Origin of the sequence: Citrobacter sp. Cpo089 (assembly GCF_030332695.1) — a bacterium.
GTDB lineage: Bacteria > Pseudomonadota > Gammaproteobacteria > Enterobacterales > Enterobacteriaceae > Citrobacter > Citrobacter portucalensis.
This window is the reverse complement of record NZ_JAOWHJ010000021.1, coordinates 177,853-196,284: the sequence shown is the minus strand read 5'-3', so window position 1 is coordinate 196,284 and position 18,432 is coordinate 177,853. Positions and strand designations below refer to the sequence as shown.

17 protein-coding genes are annotated in these 18,432 nt (G+C 54.3%); 14 read left to right on the top strand and 3 right to left on the bottom strand.

What is annotated here, in order from left to right; all coding sequences use genetic code 11:
- Positions 1-123 precede the first annotated feature (123 nt).
- Both OGX92_RS03105 and OGX92_RS03100 read left to right on the top strand, forming a co-directional pair.
- Positions 124-894: an SDR family oxidoreductase gene (locus tag OGX92_RS03105; protein WP_003835790.1), complete on the top strand. Its 771-nt coding sequence runs from the start codon at positions 124-126 to the stop codon at positions 892-894.
- A 58-nt stretch (positions 895-952) separates the two neighbouring features.
- Positions 953-1,807 (top strand): co-chaperone YbbN, encoded by an 855-nt coding sequence (locus OGX92_RS03100; RefSeq protein WP_003831076.1) that lies wholly within the window; start codon positions 953-955, stop codon positions 1,805-1,807.
- Positions 1,808-1,887: 80 nt separating this feature from the next.
- On the opposite strand, the gene fetB is transcribed toward OGX92_RS03100, so the two are convergent.
- Positions 1,888-2,667 (bottom strand): iron efflux ABC transporter permease subunit FetB, encoded by a 780-nt coding sequence (fetB, locus tag OGX92_RS03095; RefSeq protein WP_286586229.1) that lies wholly within the window; start codon positions 2,665-2,667, stop codon positions 1,888-1,890.
- Positions 2,654-3,331 carry an iron efflux ABC transporter ATP-binding subunit FetA gene (gene fetA, locus OGX92_RS03090; protein WP_126955904.1) on the bottom strand — a complete coding sequence of 226 codons (678 nt, stop codon included), beginning with the start codon at positions 3,329-3,331 and terminating at the stop codon, positions 2,654-2,656. Before fetA ends, fetB begins: the two co-directional genes overlap by 14 nt.
- 133 nt (positions 3,332-3,464) lie before the next feature.
- Here fetA and OGX92_RS03085 point away from each other — a divergent pair, with 133 nt between their 5' ends.
- Genes OGX92_RS03085 through OGX92_RS03070 form a run of 4 tightly spaced genes read left to right on the top strand, consistent with a single transcriptional unit; the run spans position 3,465 to position 7,687 of the window.
- Positions 3,465-4,382, top strand: a complete 918-nt coding sequence (locus tag OGX92_RS03085; protein ID WP_003831073.1) for an SPFH domain-containing protein — start codon at positions 3,465-3,467, stop codon at positions 4,380-4,382.
- Entirely contained in the window at positions 4,379-4,837 is a 459-nt protein-coding gene (locus tag OGX92_RS03080; RefSeq protein ID WP_126955905.1) for an NfeD family protein, read from the top strand. Before OGX92_RS03085 ends, OGX92_RS03080 begins: the two co-directional genes overlap by 4 nt.
- A gap of 19 nt (positions 4,838-4,856) precedes the next feature.
- A complete protein-coding gene (locus OGX92_RS03075; RefSeq protein ID WP_286586228.1) occupies positions 4,857-7,001 on the top strand; it encodes a PA5441 family protein in 2,145 nt (714 codons plus the stop codon).
- The gene (locus OGX92_RS03070; protein ID WP_257661433.1) at positions 6,971-7,687 is read left to right on the top strand and encodes a DUF3142 domain-containing protein; all 717 of its coding nucleotides are present in this window, start codon (positions 6,971-6,973) and stop codon (positions 7,685-7,687) included. The genes OGX92_RS03075 and OGX92_RS03070 overlap by 31 nt, the downstream gene beginning before the upstream one ends.
- On the opposite strand, the gene cueR is transcribed toward OGX92_RS03070, so the two are convergent.
- On the bottom strand, positions 7,684-8,094 hold the full coding sequence (gene cueR, locus OGX92_RS03065; protein ID WP_032934540.1) for a Cu(I)-responsive transcriptional regulator: 411 nt from the start codon (positions 8,092-8,094) through the stop codon (positions 7,684-7,686). The genes OGX92_RS03070 and cueR overlap by 4 nt on opposite strands.
- Before the next feature lie 290 nt (positions 8,095-8,384).
- Between cueR and OGX92_RS03060 the strand changes: the two genes are divergently transcribed.
- The 8 genes from OGX92_RS03060 (at position 8,385) to copA (ending at position 18,302) form a co-directional block, all read left to right on the top strand.
- Positions 8,385-10,529 (top strand): TonB-dependent receptor plug domain-containing protein, encoded by a 2,145-nt coding sequence (locus OGX92_RS03060; protein ID WP_286586227.1) that lies wholly within the window; start codon positions 8,385-8,387, stop codon positions 10,527-10,529.
- A 2-nt stretch (positions 10,530-10,531) separates the two neighbouring features.
- The gene (locus OGX92_RS03055; RefSeq protein WP_149335000.1) at positions 10,532-11,356 is read left to right on the top strand and encodes a heme/hemin ABC transporter substrate-binding protein; all 825 of its coding nucleotides are present in this window, start codon (positions 10,532-10,534) and stop codon (positions 11,354-11,356) included.
- A gap of 18 nt (positions 11,357-11,374) precedes the next feature.
- Complete coding sequence (gene hutW / locus OGX92_RS03050; RefSeq protein WP_003831065.1) at positions 11,375-12,712, top strand: heme anaerobic degradation radical SAM methyltransferase ChuW/HutW; 1,338 nt, start codon at positions 11,375-11,377, stop codon at positions 12,710-12,712.
- Between the two features lie 12 nt (positions 12,713-12,724).
- Complete coding sequence (gene hutX / locus OGX92_RS03045; protein WP_079938344.1) at positions 12,725-13,219, top strand: heme utilization cystosolic carrier protein HutX; 495 nt, start codon at positions 12,725-12,727, stop codon at positions 13,217-13,219.
- Positions 13,219-13,842: an anaerobilin reductase gene (gene chuY / locus OGX92_RS03040; protein WP_003831063.1), complete on the top strand. Its 624-nt coding sequence runs from the start codon at positions 13,219-13,221 to the stop codon at positions 13,840-13,842. Before hutX ends, chuY begins: the two co-directional genes overlap by 1 nt.
- Before the next feature lie 51 nt (positions 13,843-13,893).
- Complete coding sequence (locus OGX92_RS03035) at positions 13,894-14,886, top strand: FecCD family ABC transporter permease (protein WP_218667583.1); 993 nt, start codon at positions 13,894-13,896, stop codon at positions 14,884-14,886.
- Complete coding sequence (locus tag OGX92_RS03030; protein ID WP_286586226.1) at positions 14,883-15,653, top strand: heme ABC transporter ATP-binding protein; 771 nt, start codon at positions 14,883-14,885, stop codon at positions 15,651-15,653. The genes OGX92_RS03035 and OGX92_RS03030 overlap by 4 nt, the downstream gene beginning before the upstream one ends.
- Positions 15,654-15,800: 147 nt before the next feature.
- Entirely contained in the window at positions 15,801-18,302 is a 2,502-nt protein-coding gene (copA, locus tag OGX92_RS03025) for a copper-exporting P-type ATPase CopA (protein ID WP_126955912.1), read from the top strand.
- The last annotated feature ends 130 nt before the right edge of the window (positions 18,303-18,432 follow it).

Sequence of the window (18,432 nt, the reverse complement as noted above, 5' to 3'; positions counted from 1 at the left end):
CAGGAGCATAGATAACTATGTGACTGGGGGGAGCGAGCGTAGCCAACGCACAGACAACTTGAAGTATGACGGATATAGTAAATCACGACTCATAAAACAACGGAGATCCTGACAGGTAAAGTTATGCAAAAATCGGTCTTAATAACAGGATGTTCCAGCGGAATCGGCCTGGAAAGTGCGCTTGAGCTAAAGCGCCAGGGTTTTCAAATTCTGGCAGGCTGTCGCAAACCTGACGATGTCGCGCGTATGAACAGCATGGGATTCACTGGCGTGTTGCTGGATCTGGATTCACCCGAAAGCGTGGATCGTGCCGCCGATGAAGTGATCGCCCTGACCGATAATCGTTTATATGGGATCTTTAACAACGCCGGATACGGTGTCTATGGTCCACTGCCCACCATCAGCCGTGAACAGATGGAACAGCAGTTTTCCGCCAACTTCTTTGGCGCACATCAGCTTACCATGCGCCTGTTACCTGCCATGTTACCCCACGGCGAAGGGCGCATTGTGATGACCTCATCGGTGATGGGATTGATCTCAACGCCGGGACGCGGCGCCTATGCCGCCAGCAAATATGCACTGGAAGCCTGGTCCGACGCACTGCGTATGGAACTGCGCCACAGCGGGATTAAGGTCAGCCTGATTGAACCCGGCCCCATCCGTACCCGCTTTACCGAAAACGTCAACCAGACCCAGAGCGATGCTCCCGTTGAAAATCCCGGCATTGCCGCGCGTTTTACGCTGGGACCAGAAGCGGTTGTCGCTAAAGTGCGTCATGCGTTTGAGAGCGATAAACCAAAGCTACGTTATCCGGTTACGCTGGTGACCTGGGCAGTGATGCTGCTTAAACGCCTGTTGCCAGGCCGCATAATGGACAAAATTTTACAGGGTTGAGTTGAAGCTCGCGCGTCAGCCCCCATGTAACAAGAAATCGACAAAAGAGAGTAACTCCATGTCCACACAGAATATTGTTAACATTAACGAATCGAACCTACAGCAGACCCTTGAACAGTCGATGACCACGCCGGTCCTGTTCTATTTTTGGTCTGAGCGCAGCCAGCACTGTCTGCAATTAACGCCGGTACTGGAGAGCCTTGCCGCCCAGTATAACGGTCAGTTTATTCTCGCTAAACTCGACTGCGACGCCGAACAGATGATCGCCTCCCAGTTTGGTCTGCGCGCGATCCCTACGGTTTATCTGTTCCAGAACGGTCAGCCGGTAGATGGATTCCAGGGCCCGCAGCCGGAAGAGGTTATTCGCGCGCTGCTGGAGAAAGTGCTGCCGAGCGAAGAAGAGCTGAAAGCACGCCAGGCTATCGAATTCATCGAAGCCGGTAATCACGCGGATGCACTGCCGTTGCTGAAAGAAGCCTGGCAGATCTCCAACCAGAGCAGCGAAATTGGTCTGCTGCTGGCGGAAACACAAATCGCCCTGAACCGTTCTGATGAAGCCGAAGCGGTACTGAAAACCATTCCGTTGCAGGATCAGGACACCCGCTATCAGGGGCTGATCGCGCAGATTGAACTGCTGAAACAGGCAGCTGATACGCCGGAAATCCAACAGTTGCAGCAGCAGGTCGCCAACAATCCGCAGGATGCGGCGCTGGCAACGCAGTTGGCTATTCAGTTACACCAGGTCGGACGTAACGAAGAATCACTGGAATTACTGTTCAGCCACCTGAAGAAAGATCTTACGGCTGCCGATGGTCAGGCACGTAAGACCTTCCAGGAGATCCTTGCCGCACTGGGTACGGGCGATGCGCTGGCCTCGAAGTACCGCCGCCAGCTGTACGCGCTGCTGTACTAATCCATTTGATTTTGCCCGATAGCGCCTGCGCGCTTATCGGGCCTGTAAATTCGACAAATACCGATCCCTCCGGCATCACATCACGTCTTCTTCAAATGCGTTACCACTAATTGGTGGCGCGAATTATAGAACTTCCGATAGGTTGAATAGCAGGCAATAATGGTCGACAGGCTGGCGGTTGATAGCAGCATAAACGTCACCATAATCTGATACTTAATCGCTTTTACCGGGTCAATACCTGCAAAGATCAATCCCGACATCATCCCCGGTAAACTCACCAGCCCCACGGTCTTCGCTGAATCGATAGTCGGAATCAGCGAGGCGCGAATGCTGTCGCGAATCAGCGGCGCAGAAGCCACCTTCGGCGTTGCGCCGAGGCTGAGTTTTTCCTGAATTTGCTGCTGCTCGCTGTTAAACCGCTGCCCCAGATTGTTGTAACACAGCCCTACCGCCACCATCGCATTACCTGCAATCATGCCGGAGATCGGGATGACCTGCATCGGCGTGAACTCGATAGAGCCTGACAGAACCAGCACCGAAAGCGTTAGCCCCGCCCCCGCCGTAATGGCAATAAACGACGAGAGAAAAGCTTTATCAATATATTTACTGCGTTTTTGCGCGTTATAGGCCGCGTTAAAGCAGATAAACAGCACCATCAATAAGGTCAGAATGCTATGGTTGACGCCAAAAATATATTTCAGCACGTAGCCCACGATAATAAGCTGAACCACTGCCCGGCAAACGCTCCAGAGAATATCTTTTTCCAGCGCCAGCTTTTCTTTGTTGCTGATCAGTATCGCGACCACCACCAGCATCATCGCTAACGCCAGGGATTCATTGGTAATATTATGCTCGTTCATTGCTGACTTCCTGCATTTCTCCGGCGTGCGGTTGAAGAGTTATGACATTATCCGCGTGATTAATCTCATCTTTATCGTGCGTCACCCACAGCACGGCAATATTCTTGTCGCAAACATAGTGGTGAATTAATTCGTTCACGTTACGTTTGTTGGACTCATCCAGTGCGCTGGTGATTTCATCAAGCAGCAGGATTTTCGGCAGAAACTGCAAATTACGAATTAACGAGACGCGCTGCTTTTCGCCGCCGGATAGCTCATTGATATTTTTTTTGAGGATCGTCTCGGGTAACTCAAAGCGGGCCAGATCGGCCAGAAACACATCTGGATCCGGACTTTTGTTGCGGATTTGCCAGGGGAAAATGAGATTGTCGTAAACGGTGTCACCAAACAAAGCGGGCGTTTGCGCGCAATAAGAGACCTGCTGGCGATAAGCTTCAGGCTTAAGCGTTGATATCTCCTTACCCTCAAAAAGGATTTCACCAGAACTCGGGCTAATTAACGACGCGACTATCTTGAGTAACGTACTTTTACCGCAGCCGGACTGGCCGGTAATCAGCTTAAATTCTCCGGCGCGGAGATCAAAACAGATGTTATTAAGAACCTGCGTCGCCCCTGCCTGCCATGCGACATTTTTTAACTGAAGCAGAATGCTGCTTTCTTCCATTACCAATCCCTTTTTACATCTTTCGTGCAGATAGTCTATCCCTGTAATTTATTATAGGGGAGCCCACCTTGATAAATCGGGTATAATTTGACTAATGAGGCAGTAAAGGACAGCACAACAGGAGGTTTCATCAATGCTCATTTTTATTCCTATTCTTATTTTTGTCGCGCTGGTGATCGTCGGCGCAGGCGTCAAAATCGTCCCGCAGGGATATCAGTGGACGGTAGAGCGTTTTGGCCGTTACACCAAAACCCTGCAACCGGGTTTAAGCCTTGTTGTACCGTTCATGGACCGCATTGGTCGTAAGATCAATATGATGGAACAGGTGCTTGATATCCCCTCTCAGGAAGTCATCTCCAAAGATAACGCCAACGTCTCGATTGATGCTGTGTGCTTTATTCAGGTGATCGACGCGCCGAAAGCCGCGTATGAAGTCAGCAACCTGGAACTGGCGATCATCAACCTGACCATGACCAACATTCGTACTGTTCTCGGCTCGATGGAACTCGATGAAATGCTCTCCCAGCGCGACAACATCAACACGCGCCTGCTGCATATCGTTGATGAGGCCACCAATCCCTGGGGAATAAAAATCACCCGTATTGAGATCCGCGACGTGCGTCCTCCTGCAGAACTTATCGACGCCATGAACGCGCAAATGAAAGCCGAACGTACCAAGCGCGCCTACATTCTTGAAGCCGAAGGGATCCGTCAGGCAGAAATCGTTAAGGCCGAAGGTGAGAAGCAATCGAAAATCCTCATTGCGGAAGGTGAACGTCAGTCCGCATTTTTACAGGCTGAAGCGCGTGAACGTTCCGCAGAAGCAGAAGCCCGCGCCACGCAGATGGTGTCTGAGGCCATTGCCGCCGGGGATATTCAGGCCGTGAACTACTTCGTGGCGCAGAAATACACCGAAGCGCTGCAGCATATCGGTTCGTCGAATAACAGCAAAGTGGTGATGATGCCGCTGGATGCCAGTAGCCTGATGGGCTCCATTGCCGGGATCGCCGAACTGGTTAAGGACAGCGCCAGCGAGCGGAAAAAATCATGATAGCGATGATTCTGGTGCACCCGCACATCTTCTGGCTCAGCCTCGGCGGTTTGCTACTCGCCGCCGAGATGCTGGGCGGCAACGGCTATCTGCTGTGGAGCGGCGTGGCTGCGGTGATTACCGGTCTTGTCGTCTGGCTCGTTCCGCTAGACTGGGCGTGGCAGGGGGCAATGTTCGCTGTCCTCACTCTGCTGGCGGCCTGGCTGTGGTGGAAGTGGCTGGCAAGGCGCGTTCAGGAGCAAAAGCCAGCCGACAGCCATCTTAACCAGCGCGGACAACAGCTGGTTGGCCGTCGATTTATTCTGGAAACCACCCTGGTCAATGGTCGCGGACATATGCGCGTCGGCGACAGCTCCTGGCCCGTTAGCGCCCGTGACGATTTGAGCGCCGGAACGCAGGTTGAAGTCATTGCCGTTGAGGGAATCACCCTGATTATAAAAGCGGTATCACACTAAAGAGACAGGAAATAAGACTATGGTCAGGAAGACACCCCTTGCCTTTGCCCTTTGCATATTGCTGACCGCCGCCCCGCAGGCATTCGCTTCGTTCGATATGGAAGACTGCAAATGGAGCGACGACAGCTGTCTACTAAAGGGAACGCCGACCTTTAACCCTGAAAACGACAGCCGTGACAACCTGCTGCGGCTGCTGAGCCAGGAAAAATCATTTGCTCTGCCGGTGCAATCAATGCCCGCAGACATCACCCGCTCCCGTGATTTCTATTTTGCCTATCACCTGCAGTGGGATGAGGCTGCCCCGCAGCCAGCCGCTGCTCCGGCATCCGCCGCAGACAGCCCTCTCTCCCAACAGATGGCCGAGCTGAACATTAGCGCCGACGAAATAAACATCAACGACGCTGAGCTTGAGAACCGCCATGTTTCGAATAACACCGAGAGCGTCAGCGCGTTTTTTGCCGCGCTGTTGGCCGATTCCACGTTAACGGCGGAACAGCGTCAGGCCTTAGCCCAGGCGCGTACAGGACTGCTTTCCGGAGCAACCCGCGAGCAAATTGAGTCTTCTCTTGCTACCTTCCCGGCAGATTCTCCTGCTCTGCCCTATAAAAGCTATCTGGCAGCAGCCGCCAGTTTCTATGCCGGTGATTATGCCAGTGCCGAACGGGATTTCGCTCAGCTTGCCAAAAGCGATCGTCCGTGGCTGGCAGAGACCGCGCAATACATGCTGATGCGCACGGCGTTGAACAAGAGCAGTCAGAACAGCGTGGGCGAGTACGGCGATTTTGATATTGCGAAAATTAACCGCGAGGACGCTACTCAGGCTCAGACGCTGGCGCAGGCCTATTTGCAGCGTTTTCCTCAAGGACTCTACGCTGACTCTTCACGCGGTATGTTGCGTCGCATCAACTGGTATTTACAGGCGTGGCCGCAGTTAGCCGGGTTGTATGAACAGACGCTTCAGCAGTCGGTTGACGCACAGCAACTGCGCGAAAATGTCATCGAATACGATAATGTCTATGGCATGGCGTTCTACGACCAGTCCGTCGTTGAAGCCTTCCCCAACGCGCCGCGAGTCAGCTATATCGAACTGCTACGCGCGCTGCGCCTGGATAACAATAACAAACCCACGCTGACGCAGGCACAGCTCGACGCCAGCAAACCGGTGTTTGAACAGAGCCAAAAACTGCCGCTATGGCGCGATCTGCAACTCAATCTGTGGCTGGCAACGGGCAACTACGCGGCAATTATTCAGGCAGTTACGCCAGCGCAGAAACTTGCCGCTCACGATACCCTCGCCTTCAGCGAACAGGTGCTGTACGGCGAAGCGTTGATGGGCCAGAAGAAATGGGCCGAGGCGCGCGATTTCTGGCAGCAGTTGTTAAAACTCAGCCAGGATAACGAACAGCAGCAATATGTGCAGGCTAAGCTTGCCGCCACGCTGGTATATAGCGGCGACGTGGCTGCGGTTTTCGCACCGAATAGCGCGGTGACCAACCTGCGCTTTCGTTCGCAGGTACTGAAAACACAGGCCACACCAGAACTGCTGCGCCAGCAGGCCGTTCATGGCCCGAATAACGAAGAGCGTACCATTGCGTTGCATACGCTGCTGGTGCGAGATCTTACAGAGAATCGTTTTGGCGATTGGCTGAATGACAGAAAACTGGCCAGCGCGATTACGCCTCCGGTCATTGGCGAAGCGTTTGCTGACGTTAACCTGAGCATATTCGACTGGAATGGCGACACGGCGCAGGCGGGCTATACGTGCCGCAGCCTCAATGAAACGGTAACGGTATTGAGCAAAAAAGCGGATGATGCTCACGCGCTGAACTGCCTTGGCGAATTCTTCCGCACCACGCAAACACATGTTGATCTGTGGAAAAACAGCGCTGGCAACGATGTGCTTGAATCAGCTATCTCGCGCAAGAAACCGTTCGGCCAGTTCGACAGACAGAGCTACTACCAGCAGGTAATCACCTCACCCACCGCGGAAGTCGAAGATAAGAGCTTCGCGCTGTATCGCGCCATCATGTGCTATGCGCCATCAGGCGCTAACGAATGCGGCGGTGAAGACGTGGATAAACTGCAGCGTAAGGGCTGGTTCACCCAACTGAAAACGCAGTATCCGGGAAGCCCGTGGGCGCAAAAACTCAAATATTACTGGTAACCGCACTGCTGATAGGTCAGGCACAGGCGGCGGATATCGTCGCCGCCCGTGAACATTCGGCCTTCTGGCTGTGGTCTGGGGTGAAGGCCAGTGACGAGCTGAAAGACGCGCAAACGGTTTATCTGCACCAGGGCGAGGTACTGGTTCGTTCCGGTAACGTGGTGTTCCAGCGCCTCGGACTGCCGGTCAGTCATCTGTCTTTTCCCTCAATCTGGCTGACCGTACGCTTTACAACCCTCGACGTACCGGAAGAGATCCCGGCGCGTATCATACGGTTGATGCAGCGCTGGCAGACCGCCGGGAATCACGTCATCGGCCTGCAGGTTGATTTTGACGCAGCGACCCATCAACTGACCGACTACGCCCGCTTTCTGCAGCAACTGCGCCAACAGCTCCCGGCTGAGTTTGCGCTAGGCGTAACCGGACTACTGGATTGGGCAAAAACGGGCGACGTCGCTACGCTGAACGCGTTGGCGGTCGATGAACTGGTGGTGCAAAGCTATCAGGGGCGTCGCACGGTGACGAATTATCAGGCGTATTTGCCCGCGCTCAGCCGCCTGCGCATTCCATTTAAGCTGGGACTGGTGCAAAACGGTAACCGGGATCCACTGGCTGAAGCGCAGCTTGAGAAATCTCCGTGGTACCGCGGCACGGTGGTGTTTATGCTTAATCCTTCTCGCCGTTAAGCCTTCGCTTTGTGATGGCAGCAGCCGGAGAGATTATCCATAATCGGACATTCAGCGCTGTCATCACCCGGGCAACTGTCCGCCAGCGCCAGTAAATGCAAGCGCATGGCCTGCAATTCTCTGATATGCCGCTCAATGTCCGCCACTTTTTCTAACGTGCGCTTTTTCACATCCGCGCTGTGACGCGCCGGATCGTTAAACAGGTTTACCAGCTCGCCGCACTCTTCCAGGTTAAACCCAACCTGCCGCGCCTGACGCAGCAACGTCAGTTCATTCAGATGCTGTTGGTTGTAAGTGCGATAGCCATTGTCACTACGCAGCGGCGGCGTCACCAGTCCTTTCTCTTCATAAAAGCGAATGGCTTTGCTGGTTAAACCGGTTTTTTTCGCAACATCGCTAATATTCACATTTCCCCCGCGGTGCTTGTTGGTGCTGAGCCACATTATAGCCCAGATTGCCGTAATCATTTACCCGAGAAATCTGCACATTTTAAATCAACAAAGAGATGAATAAATCCTTTCTATTCACATTGTTATATCCGATACAGATCACATTTCAGTATTTATTGACCGTACAAAATTGACTCAAATCAAAAGATATATTGGTTATGCATCTTTCATATTGAACAAAGGGAAACATTTTTATATACAAATGCGAATGATAATGATGATCATTTACATTCAATAAAGGTTCTCTTATGTTGCCACGGATTAACCAAAGGCCATTTATTCTTTCAGCCCTGACATTATGCATGTCCGGCGCTGCTTCTGCAGCTACCTCTACAACACACGCTTCAACGCCCGATGATGATACGGTGATCGTCACGGCTAACCGCTCTGAAAGTAGTCTCTGGGATAGCCCGGCAACTATTCAGGTTATCGATCGCCAGACGCTGCAAAACTCCACCAGCGTTTCTATTGCTGATGATTTACAAGATATTCCCGGCGTCGAAGTCACCGATAACGCCCTCGCTGGCCGGAAACAAATTCGTATCCGTGGCGAAGCCTCTTCGCGGGTGCTGATTTTGATCGACGGCCAGGTCGTCAGCTACCAACGTGCCGGGCAAAACTACGGGGCCGGTTTGCTGATTGACGAATCCGCGCTGGAGCGTATTGAAGTGGTCAAAGGCCCCTACTCTGTCCTCTACGGTTCGCAGGCGATTGGCGGCGTCGTGAATTTTATTACGAAAAAAGGCGGCGATAAGCCTCTCGGCGGCAGCGTTAAGGCCGTTTATAACTCCGCAACGGCAGGATGGGAAGAATCAGCGGCAGCCTGGGGCAGCATCGGAAACTTTGACTACCGCATCAATGGCAGCTACTCCGACCAGGGGGACCGCGATACGCCTGACGGAAGATTGCCTGACACCAACTTCCGTAATAACGGCCAGGGCGTGTGGCTGGACTACAACTTCGATCGCCATAAAATCGGACTCTCGCTCGATCGTTACAAACTGTCTACTCAAACCTGGTTTGACGATCCAGAGGGCCAGTTCGACGACTTTAGCGTCAAAATACCTAAGCTGGAACGCGAGAAAATCGGTCTTTTCTACGACTATGCGGCTGACGGGGATTACCTGAAGAAAATCCATGTTGACGCATACAGCCAGACAATAGAGCGCAAATTTGAAAACCGGGTCAAAACGACTCAGGTAATTCCCAGCCCGGCGATTAAAGCGCTGACGATAAACAATCAAACCAATACCAACGACAAACAGTATACCCAGGGGGTAACGCTGCAGGGCAATTTCTCCCTTCCCGCGAACAACGAGCTGGTGATTGGCACTCAATATCAGCATGACAAAATCAAACAGGACACGGACGGCAGTACACGCCAGACCGCGGCTACCGGCTTCTTCGATACGCAAACCCGCACCCTGTCATACAACGAAGCGGAGCAAAGCAATACCTCATTATTCGCGCAAAACGACTGGCGCTTTGCCGATGACTGGACCTGGACCATAGGCGCACGCCAGTACTGGCTGTCTTCGAAACTCAATCGCAACGATACGCAAACCCTGCAAAGCAGCGGCAGTACCTGGCAATCCACCGGAGGAAATTCAGTACACGATGATGAACTAGTGACCTCAACCAGCCTGCGCTATTCCGGTTTTAAAGATCTTGAACTCCGGGCAGCGTATGCCCAAGGCTATGTTTTCCCCACGCTGACTCAGCTGTTTATGCAGACGTCCGCAGGCGGAAGCGTGACCTACGGCAACCCAAACCTGAAGGCGGAACACTCGAATAACTATGAGCTGGGCGCACGGTATAAAGGGAATATGTGGCTGATTGACGGCGCCATTTATTACTCCGAAGCCAAAGACTATATCGCCAGCCTGGCCTGTTCAGGCCAACCCGTTTGCAGCGGTAATACCACCTCTTCACGGGGTGGCTATTACTACTACGAAAACATCGATCGGGCCAAAACCTGGGGCATGGAACTCACCGCAGAATACAACGGCTGGGCGGTTTCACCTTACCTGAGCGGTAATCTCATTCGCCGTCAGTACGAAGGCAATACCCTAAAAACCTGGGATACCGGCGAGCCCATGCTGACCGGGCGCGTCGGCCTGAAACATACCTGGTTGATGAATGTCGCTAACGTGACGTCTGATGCCTTTATCCGCGCGGCGTCCAGCGCTAAAGATAATACCGGCACCACGGAAATCAACTACCCTGGCTGGGCCACACTTAACCTCGCATTCAACACCGAGTTCGGTCCGCAGGACCAGTATCAGGTCAACCTCGCGCTCAACAACCTAACCGATAAGCGTTACAGAACCGCACATGAATCTATTCCAGATGCTGGTTTCAATGCCGCCGTTGGCTTTGCGTGGAATTTCTGACGATGAAAAAACTCATGATTGGCTTACTGAGCCTCGCCTGCGTTTTCAGTGCCCAGTCCGCCGACCGCCTGGTGGTGGCGGGCGGCTCGCTTAGCGAACTGGTATACGCCATGGGCGTCGGCAACCGGGTGGTCGGCGTTGATGAAACCACCTCATATCCGCCCGAAACTGCCGCACTCCCGCATATCGGCTACTGGAAGCAGTTAAACAGCGAGGGCATTTTGTCGCTCCATCCGGACAGCTTTATCACCTGGCAGGATGCAGGACCCCAAATCGTGTTGGATCAGTTGCGGGCGCAAAAGGTTAACGTCGTGACGTTGCCGCGCGTACCGGCCACCGTAGAACAGATGTACGCCAACATTCGAGAACTGGCTACAACACTGCACATTCCTGACCAAGGTGAGGCGTTAGTCAATCGCCTGCAGCAACGTCTGGAGCGTATTAAGCACAGCGTGGCGGCGAAAAATGCGCCGGTCAAAGCGATGTTCATTCTCTCTGCTGGCGGCAGCGCACCTCAGATCGCCGGAAAAGGCAGCGTTGCCGATGCCATTATGACCCTCGCAGGCGCACAAAATGTCGCCACCCATGCGCAGTATAAAAGCTACAGCGCGGAGTCACTGATCGCCGCCAACCCGGAGGTGATCGTGGTGACGTCGCAAATGGTCGATGGCGGTCTGGCTCGCCTGAGCGCGATTGCCGGTATTACCCACACTGCGGCCTGGAAAAATCAGCGCATTGTGGCAGTAGACCAGGCGCTGATTCTGGGGATGGGACCTCGCGTCACCGATGCGGTTGAAGCCCTGCACCAGCAATTCTGGCCTCACTAACTGGATTTATTAAGAAGAATGAAAACTGAACACTCGCTGGATCTCACCGCGCATTTTGCGCTCGAGGGAAGTCAGCCATTTAAGGATCGCCGCGCCACGATGCCCTGGCGTGGGGCGATCCCGGTTGCCAAAGAGCTTTTGTCACAAACCTGGCAGGAGGTCATCAGCCAGCCAACCCCGCCACGTAAACGGCTGGTGTACTTGCATATCCCTTTTTGTGCAACACATTGTACTTTCTGCGGTTTTTATCAAAACCGGTTTGAAGAAGACAACTGCGCCCGCTACACCAACGCGCTGTTGCGCGAAATAGAGATGGAAGCTGATAGCGCATTACACCAGTCAGCCCCCATTCACGCCGTCTATTTTGGCGGCGGTACGCCTTCTGCGTTGTCTGCACAGGACCTGGCCAGAATCATCACCGCGCTGCGTGACAAGCTACCGCTGGCGCCGGACTGCGAAATCACCATTGAGGGGCGAGTGCTCAATTTTGACGATGCGCGAATCGATGCCTGCCTTGACGCTGGCGCCAATCGATTTTCGATCGGTATTCAGTCTTTTAACAGCCGGATCCGCAAGAAAATGGCGCGTACTTCGGACGGCCCGACCGCAACGGCCTTTATGCAGGGACTGGTAAAACGGGATCGTGCCGCCGTGGTGTGCGATCTGCTATTTGGTCTGCCAGGACAAGACGCAAAACTGTGGGGCGAGGATCTGGCGATTGCCCGCGACATTGGCCTCGACGGCGTAGATCTTTATGCGCTGAATCTGATCCCTAATACACCGCTTGGCAAAGCAGTTGAAACCGGGCGCACAACCGTTCCCTCTCCCGCCGAACGCCGCGATCTCTATCTTCAGGGCTGCGATTTCATGGACAGCGCGGGCTGGCGCTGCATCAGCAACAGCCACTGGGCGCGTACCACACGGGAACGCAATCTGTACAACCTGCTGATTAAACAGGGTGCAGACTGTCTGGCATTCGGCTCTGGCGCAGGAGGGTCAGTCAATGGCTATTCCTGGATGGTCGAGCGCAACCTGAATACATGGCATGAATCTATCGCCGCCGGAAAAAAACCGCTAATGATGATAATGCGCACAGCCGAGCGTGGTTTCCAGTGGCGACACACTCTCCAGGCCGGTATTGAGACGGCCCGCGTCCCGTTGGATGAACTGACGCCTCATGCACAAAAACTGGCCCCGCTACTGACCCAATGGCATCACGCAGGACTGACGCGAGATGCCAGCACCTGTGTACGCCTGACCAATGAAGGGCGTTTTTGGGCGAGCAATATTTTGCAGTCTCTTGATGAACTGATTCAGGCACTTAACGCGCCGCGCATTGCGGTAGAGCAACCATAAAAGGAGTGAATAATGAGCCATGTCTCTTTACAGGATTTTTTGAAAACTGAGCCGGACGGTACGCTGGAAGCTATCGCAGCCCAGTACAACACTACATTGCTGGAGGTGGTGAAAAACCTCCCTTCCCCAACGCTGGTTTCCGGCAGTCAATTTGATACCGTCTGGGAAACCGTCTGCGAATGGGGCAAAGTCACCACCCTGGTCCATACTGCTGATGTCATTCTGGAATTCACCGGTGAATTACCTTCCGGATTCCACCGCCACGGTTACTTCAACCTGCGCGGCAAAAAAGGCATGACCGGTCATATCAAGGCAGAAAACTGCACGCATATTGCTCTGATTGAACGCAAATTTATGGGAATGGACACCGCGTCCATTCTCTTCTTCAACCAGGCGGGTAGCGCTATGTTCAAAATTTTCCTCGGTCGCGATGAGCATCGACAGCTACTGGCCGAACAGGTCAGCGCCTTTCACGCGTTGTCTTCATCTTTAAAGGAACATGCCTGATGGCTCCATGGCTTATTTTTGGTGCAGGTGGAAGCGGCGTCGGCGCGAAAACGCTGGAGCTCGCACTGGCGGAGCATCGTCCGGTGATTGCTGTCGTTCGCAATCCCCAGGTTGCTGCCGGGCTGCAGGAAAAAGGTGTGCAGGTCTTTATTGGCGACGCCTGCGACAGCCAGGTCACCGCCTGCGCCTGTCGCGCAGCGGGTCAGCATGCCACGGTGATCTCCTCCATGGGCGGTGCCCAGGATTATCTGGCGCACAGAACCGTCATTGATGAAGCAGAAAAAGCTGAGATCAAACGCATGATTCTGGTTACCTCTCTGGGCTGTGGCGACAGTTGGCCCTTTTTGTCCCCACGCGCCAGGGCCGCATTTGGCCAGGCCGTACGGGAAAAATCATTGGCTGAAAGCTGGCTACAAACCAGTCTACTGGACTACGCCATTCTCCGCCCCGGCGGTTTGCTGAATGGTGAAGCCACAGGCCTGGCGCAACGCATACAGGCCGAGGAGTGTCATGGCTTTGTGATGCGCGCAGATGTTGCCTGGCACATTCACGAACTGGCCACGGCGCCGGCACTCAATAACCAGATTTACAGTTTGGTTGAGCCGGGACTGAAACCCGCGTAAACCCCTCGCGGCGCGGAAACTTCGCGCCGCAAAGACGTTATGGAGCGTTGCGTGCTTAAGGACTCGCTTTCTTCCGTCAGCATTCTGACGGGCCTTTCTCTCTTGCTGGTCGCTCTGATGCTGTTCGGTGCCAGCCAGGGGGCGTTGAACATTAGCTTCAGCGCCCTGTTCAACGACGAATACCGAGATATCTGGTTGAACATTCGCCTGCCCCGCGTGCTGCTGGCCGTTTTGGTCGGTGCTGCGCTGGCTACGGCAGGGGTCATTATGCAGGGACTTTTTCGCAATCCGATGGCCGATCCCGGCCTGCTTGGCGTCAGCAGCGGCTCCGCGCTGATGGTTGGCATCGCGATAGTTATCCCATTTTCATTCCCCGTGGTGCTGGTGCTGTATGAGCAGATGATTTTTGCCGTCGCGGGCAGCATGGTGGTCTGCACGATTATTTTCCTGATAAGCCAGCGTCATAACCACGGTGGAATGATGCAACTGCTGTTAGCAGGTATCGCCATCAATGCTCTGTGCGGTTCAGCTATTGGCGTGCTGAGCTATGTGGGCGACGAACAGCAGCTACGCCAACTTACGCTGTGGATGATGGGGAATCTCGGCCAGGCCCAGTGGCCAACGCTGCTGGTTGCCAGCACGTTTGTTCTTCCAGCCATTGCTGTCACCGTCTGTATGGCGGGAACGCTTAATTTGCTGCAGTTGGGTGATGAAGAGGCGCATTACCTCGGCGTAAACGTCAAACGTAAGCGCCAGCAATTACTGTTGCTCAGCTCGCTCCTGGTTGGCGCTTCCGTTTCCGTCAGCGGCGTGATTGGCTTTATTGGCCTTGTGATCCCGCATCTGATCAGAATGACTACCGGCGCCGATCATCGCTGGTTGATTCCTTGCTCTACGTTGGCCGGTGCCTGTTTACTGCTGATTGCCGACACGCTGGCCCGCACACTTGTTCAGCCTGCCGAAATGCCCGTTGGCCTGTTAACCAGCCTGATCGGTGGACCGTATTTCCTGTGGTTAATACTGCGTAGCCGGAGGATGTCATGATCGTCGCTGAAAATCTGGTCTACCAAATTCAGGGCAGACGACTGACCGATGACGTTTCCCTGACGCTACCTGATGGAGAAATCATCGCGATTCTTGGCCCGAATGGGGCCGGAAAATCGACGCTGCTTCGCCAGCTTACGGGCTATCTGCAGCCCCACAGCGGGCGTTGTAGCTTGTTTGGCAAGCCGCTGAACGAGTGGTCAATCACCGAGCTGGCAAAAACCCGTGCCGTGATGCGCCAGAACAGTCATATGGCCTTCCCGTTTAGCGTGCAGGAGGTCATCCGCATGGGCAGGCATCCGTATCGTACGCGCAACACGGGCGATGAAACGGAGCACATCATGACGTTGTGTGACTGCCAGGCGCTGGCCGCGCGCGATTACCGGCACCTGTCGGGAGGAGAACAACAGCGGGTACAGCTGGCGCGTCTGCTGGTTCAACTTTGGGAGCCCGAACCCAGGCCAAAATGGTTGTTTCTCGATGAACCCACCTCCGCCCTGGATATTCACCACCAACAGCATCTTTTTCGTCTGCTGCGTCGTCTGGTAGGTGAACGACAGTTCAGCGTCTGCTGCGTCCTGCACGATCTCAACCTTGCGGCGCGCTATGCTGACCGCGTTGTATTGATGGAACGCGGCAGGATAGTTGATAACGGTCGTCCGCAGGATGTTCTGCAGCAATCGTCACTAAATGTACTGTACGGCGCCGATCTCACGGTGATGAATGAACCGGAGCATCGAACGCCGCTTATTGTTCTCAATCAATAATTGACCGGGAGCGTCCTGTTCTGATGTTCCCGTTTTTCTTCCTTTTCGCCCTTTTTGCACCTTTTCAAAAAACTCCCTTGACCTTCCCCTAGATGGAAGGTTTAACCTTTATCACAGTCAGTTAATTCTGCAATAAAGGAGTTGGTTATGTCTCAAACAATCGATCTAACCCTGGACGGCTTGTCCTGTGGTCACTGTGTAAAACGCGTTAAAGAGAGTCTGGAGCAACGCCCGGACGTTGAGCAAGCGGATGTCACTGTGACTGAAGCGCACATCACCGGGAGCGCCAGTGTTGAAGCGCTGATTGAAACCATCAAACAAGCCGGTTACGGCGCGGAGTTAAGCCACCCAAAGGCTAAACCGCTGACGGAGTCATCAATCCCGTCGGAAGCACTGGCAGCGGTCCCTTCCGAGCTTCCGGCAGCTACGGCTGATGATGACAGCCAACAGTTGCTGTTAAACGGCATGAGCTGCGCCAGCTGTGTTATCCGCGTACAAGATGCTCTGCAAAGCGTACCGGGTGTCACGCAGGCACGGGTAAACCTGGCGGAACGTACTGCGCTGGTAATGGGCAGTGCGTCCGCCGACCAGTTAGTGAAAGCGGTGGAAAAAGCGGGCTACGGCGCAGAAGCCATTGAAGATGATGTTAAGCGCCGCGAGCGTCAGCAAGAAACCGCCGTGGCAACCATGAAACGTTTTCGCTGGCAGGCGGCCGTCGCGCTGCTGTTGGGTATCCCTGTCATGGTATGGGGAATGATTGGCGAAAACATGATGGTCACTGCCGACAACCGTAGCCTATGGCTGACGATTGGTCTGGCAACGCTTGCCGTGATGGTTTTCGCGGGCGGTCATTTTTACCGCAACGCGTGGAAAAGCCTGATGAACGGCACCGCGACCATGGATACGCTGGTGGCGCTGGGTACGGGGGTGGCATGGCTTTATTCCATGAGCGTCAACCTCTGGCCGCAATGGTTCCCGATGGAAGCACGACACCTCTATTATGAAGCCAGTGCGATGATTATCGGTCTGATTAACCTCGGGCACATGCTGGAAGCGCGGGCTCGTCAGCGCTCGTCCAAAGCACTGGAAAAATTACTCGATCTGACACCGCCGACCGCGCGTGTTGTTACCGACGAAGGTGAAAAGAACGTGCCGCTGGCAGACGTTCAGGCGGGAATGTTACTGCGCCTGACCACCGGTGACCGCGTTCCGGTAGATGGCGAAATCACTCAGGGCGAAGCCTGGCTTGATGAAGCCATGCTGACCGGAGAGCCTATTCCGCAACAAAAAGGCGAAGGTGATAGCGTCCACGCCGGTACGGTCGTACAAGACGGCAGCGTGCTGTTTCGCGCCAGCGCCGTTGGCAGCCACACCACGCTGTCACGTATTATTCGTATGGTGCGCCAGGCGCAAAGCAGTAAACCGGAGATTGGCAAACTGGCTGACCGTATCTCCTCAGTGTTCGTTCCGGTCGTCGTAGTCATTGCGCTGGTAAGTGCAGCAATCTGGTATTTCTTCGGGCCGGCACCACAAATTGTTTATACGCTGGTGATTGCCACTACCGTACTGATTATTGCCTGCCCTTGTGCGCTGGGCCTGGCAACACCAATGTCGATTATTTCCGGTGTGGGTCGTGCCGCTGAGTTTGGGGTTCTGGTACGTGATGCCGATGCGCTGCAGCGCGCCAGTACGCTTGATACCGTCGTATTTGATAAAACCGGGACATTGACTGAAGGTAAACCGCAGGTTGTCGCCATCAAAACGTTTGGCAACACCGATGAAGCACTGGCAATTCGTCTGGCAGCAGCCCTTGAACAGGGGTCCAGCCACCCGCTGGCCAGAGCGATACTGGACAAAGCCGGTGATGTTACGCTGCCACAGGTCAATGGTTTCCGTACGCTGCGCGGTTTAGGCGTCAGTGGTGAAACGGAAGGTCATACGCTGCTGCTGGGCAACCAGGCGCTGCTTAATGAACAGCAGGTAGATACCACTGAAATGGAAGCTGAAATCACTGCTCAGGCATCCCAGGGTTCAACCCCGGTCCTGTTGGCGATTGATGGTAAAGCGGCGGCGCTGTTAGCGGTGCGTGATCCACTGCGTAGCGACAGCGTGGCAGCACTTCAGCGTCTGCACCGCAACGGGTATCGTCTGGTGATGCTTACCGGTGACAACCCGACCACGGCTAACGCTATTGCCAAAGAAGCCGGTATTGATGAGGTGATTGCCGGTGTTCTGCCGGACGGTAAAGCCGAGGCGATTAAACGTCTGCAAAGCCAGGGGCGTCAGGTTGCCATGGTGGGTGACGGTATCAACGATGCACCTGCGCTGGCTCAGGCCGATGTAGGGATTGCCATGGGTGGCGGCAGCGATGTGGCGATTGAAACCGCCGCGATTACGCTGATGCGTCATAGCTTGATGGGCGTTGCGGATGCACTGTCTATCTCCCGGGCAACGTTGCGTAATATGAAGCAGAACCTGGTCGGCGCGTTTATTTATAACAGCATCGGTATTCCCGTTGCCGCGGGGATCCTGTGGCCGTTCACCGGAACACTGCTGAATCCGGTCGTTGCCGGGGCGGCGATGGCACTCTCCTCCATTACTGTGGTGAGCAACGCTAACCGACTGCTGCGCTTCAAACCGAAAGAGTAACCCTCTGCCGCATGGCGCACACGCTTATCCGGCCTACAAAGTGCAGGTAACATTGTGGGCCGGATAAGACGATTTCGCGTCGCCATCCGGCGATTCTCGCATTGCACCTTCCTGGACCACGCGCTAGCAT

What these genes read in the sequence shown, in the direction of transcription:
- OGX92_RS03105 (WP_003835790.1), top strand. Translation starts at nt 124, where the DNA reads ATGCAAAAATCGGTCTTAATAACAGGATGTTCCAGCGGAATCGGCCTG.
- OGX92_RS03100 (WP_003831076.1), top strand. Translation starts at nt 953, where the DNA reads ATGTCCACACAGAATATTGTTAACATTAACGAATCGAACCTACAGCAG.
- fetB (WP_286586229.1), bottom strand. Translation starts at nt 2,667, where the DNA reads ATGAACGAGCATAATATTACCAATGAATCCCTGGCGTTAGCGATGATG.
- fetA (WP_126955904.1), bottom strand. Translation starts at nt 3,331, where the DNA reads ATGGAAGAAAGCAGCATTCTGCTTCAGTTAAAAAATGTCGCATGGCAG.
- OGX92_RS03085 (WP_003831073.1), top strand. Translation starts at nt 3,465, where the DNA reads ATGCTCATTTTTATTCCTATTCTTATTTTTGTCGCGCTGGTGATCGTC.
- OGX92_RS03080 (WP_126955905.1), top strand. Translation starts at nt 4,379, where the DNA reads ATGATAGCGATGATTCTGGTGCACCCGCACATCTTCTGGCTCAGCCTC.
- OGX92_RS03075 (WP_286586228.1), top strand. Translation starts at nt 4,857, where the DNA reads ATGGTCAGGAAGACACCCCTTGCCTTTGCCCTTTGCATATTGCTGACC.
- OGX92_RS03060 (WP_286586227.1), top strand. Translation starts at nt 8,385, where the DNA reads ATGTTGCCACGGATTAACCAAAGGCCATTTATTCTTTCAGCCCTGACA.
- OGX92_RS03055 (WP_149335000.1), top strand. Translation starts at nt 10,532, where the DNA reads ATGAAAAAACTCATGATTGGCTTACTGAGCCTCGCCTGCGTTTTCAGT.
- hutW (WP_003831065.1), top strand. Translation starts at nt 11,375, where the DNA reads ATGAAAACTGAACACTCGCTGGATCTCACCGCGCATTTTGCGCTCGAG.
- hutX (WP_079938344.1), top strand. Translation starts at nt 12,725, where the DNA reads ATGAGCCATGTCTCTTTACAGGATTTTTTGAAAACTGAGCCGGACGGT.
- chuY (WP_003831063.1), top strand. Translation starts at nt 13,219, where the DNA reads ATGGCTCCATGGCTTATTTTTGGTGCAGGTGGAAGCGGCGTCGGCGCG.
- OGX92_RS03030 (WP_286586226.1), top strand. Translation starts at nt 14,883, where the DNA reads ATGATCGTCGCTGAAAATCTGGTCTACCAAATTCAGGGCAGACGACTG.
- copA (WP_126955912.1), top strand. Translation starts at nt 15,801, where the DNA reads ATGTCTCAAACAATCGATCTAACCCTGGACGGCTTGTCCTGTGGTCAC.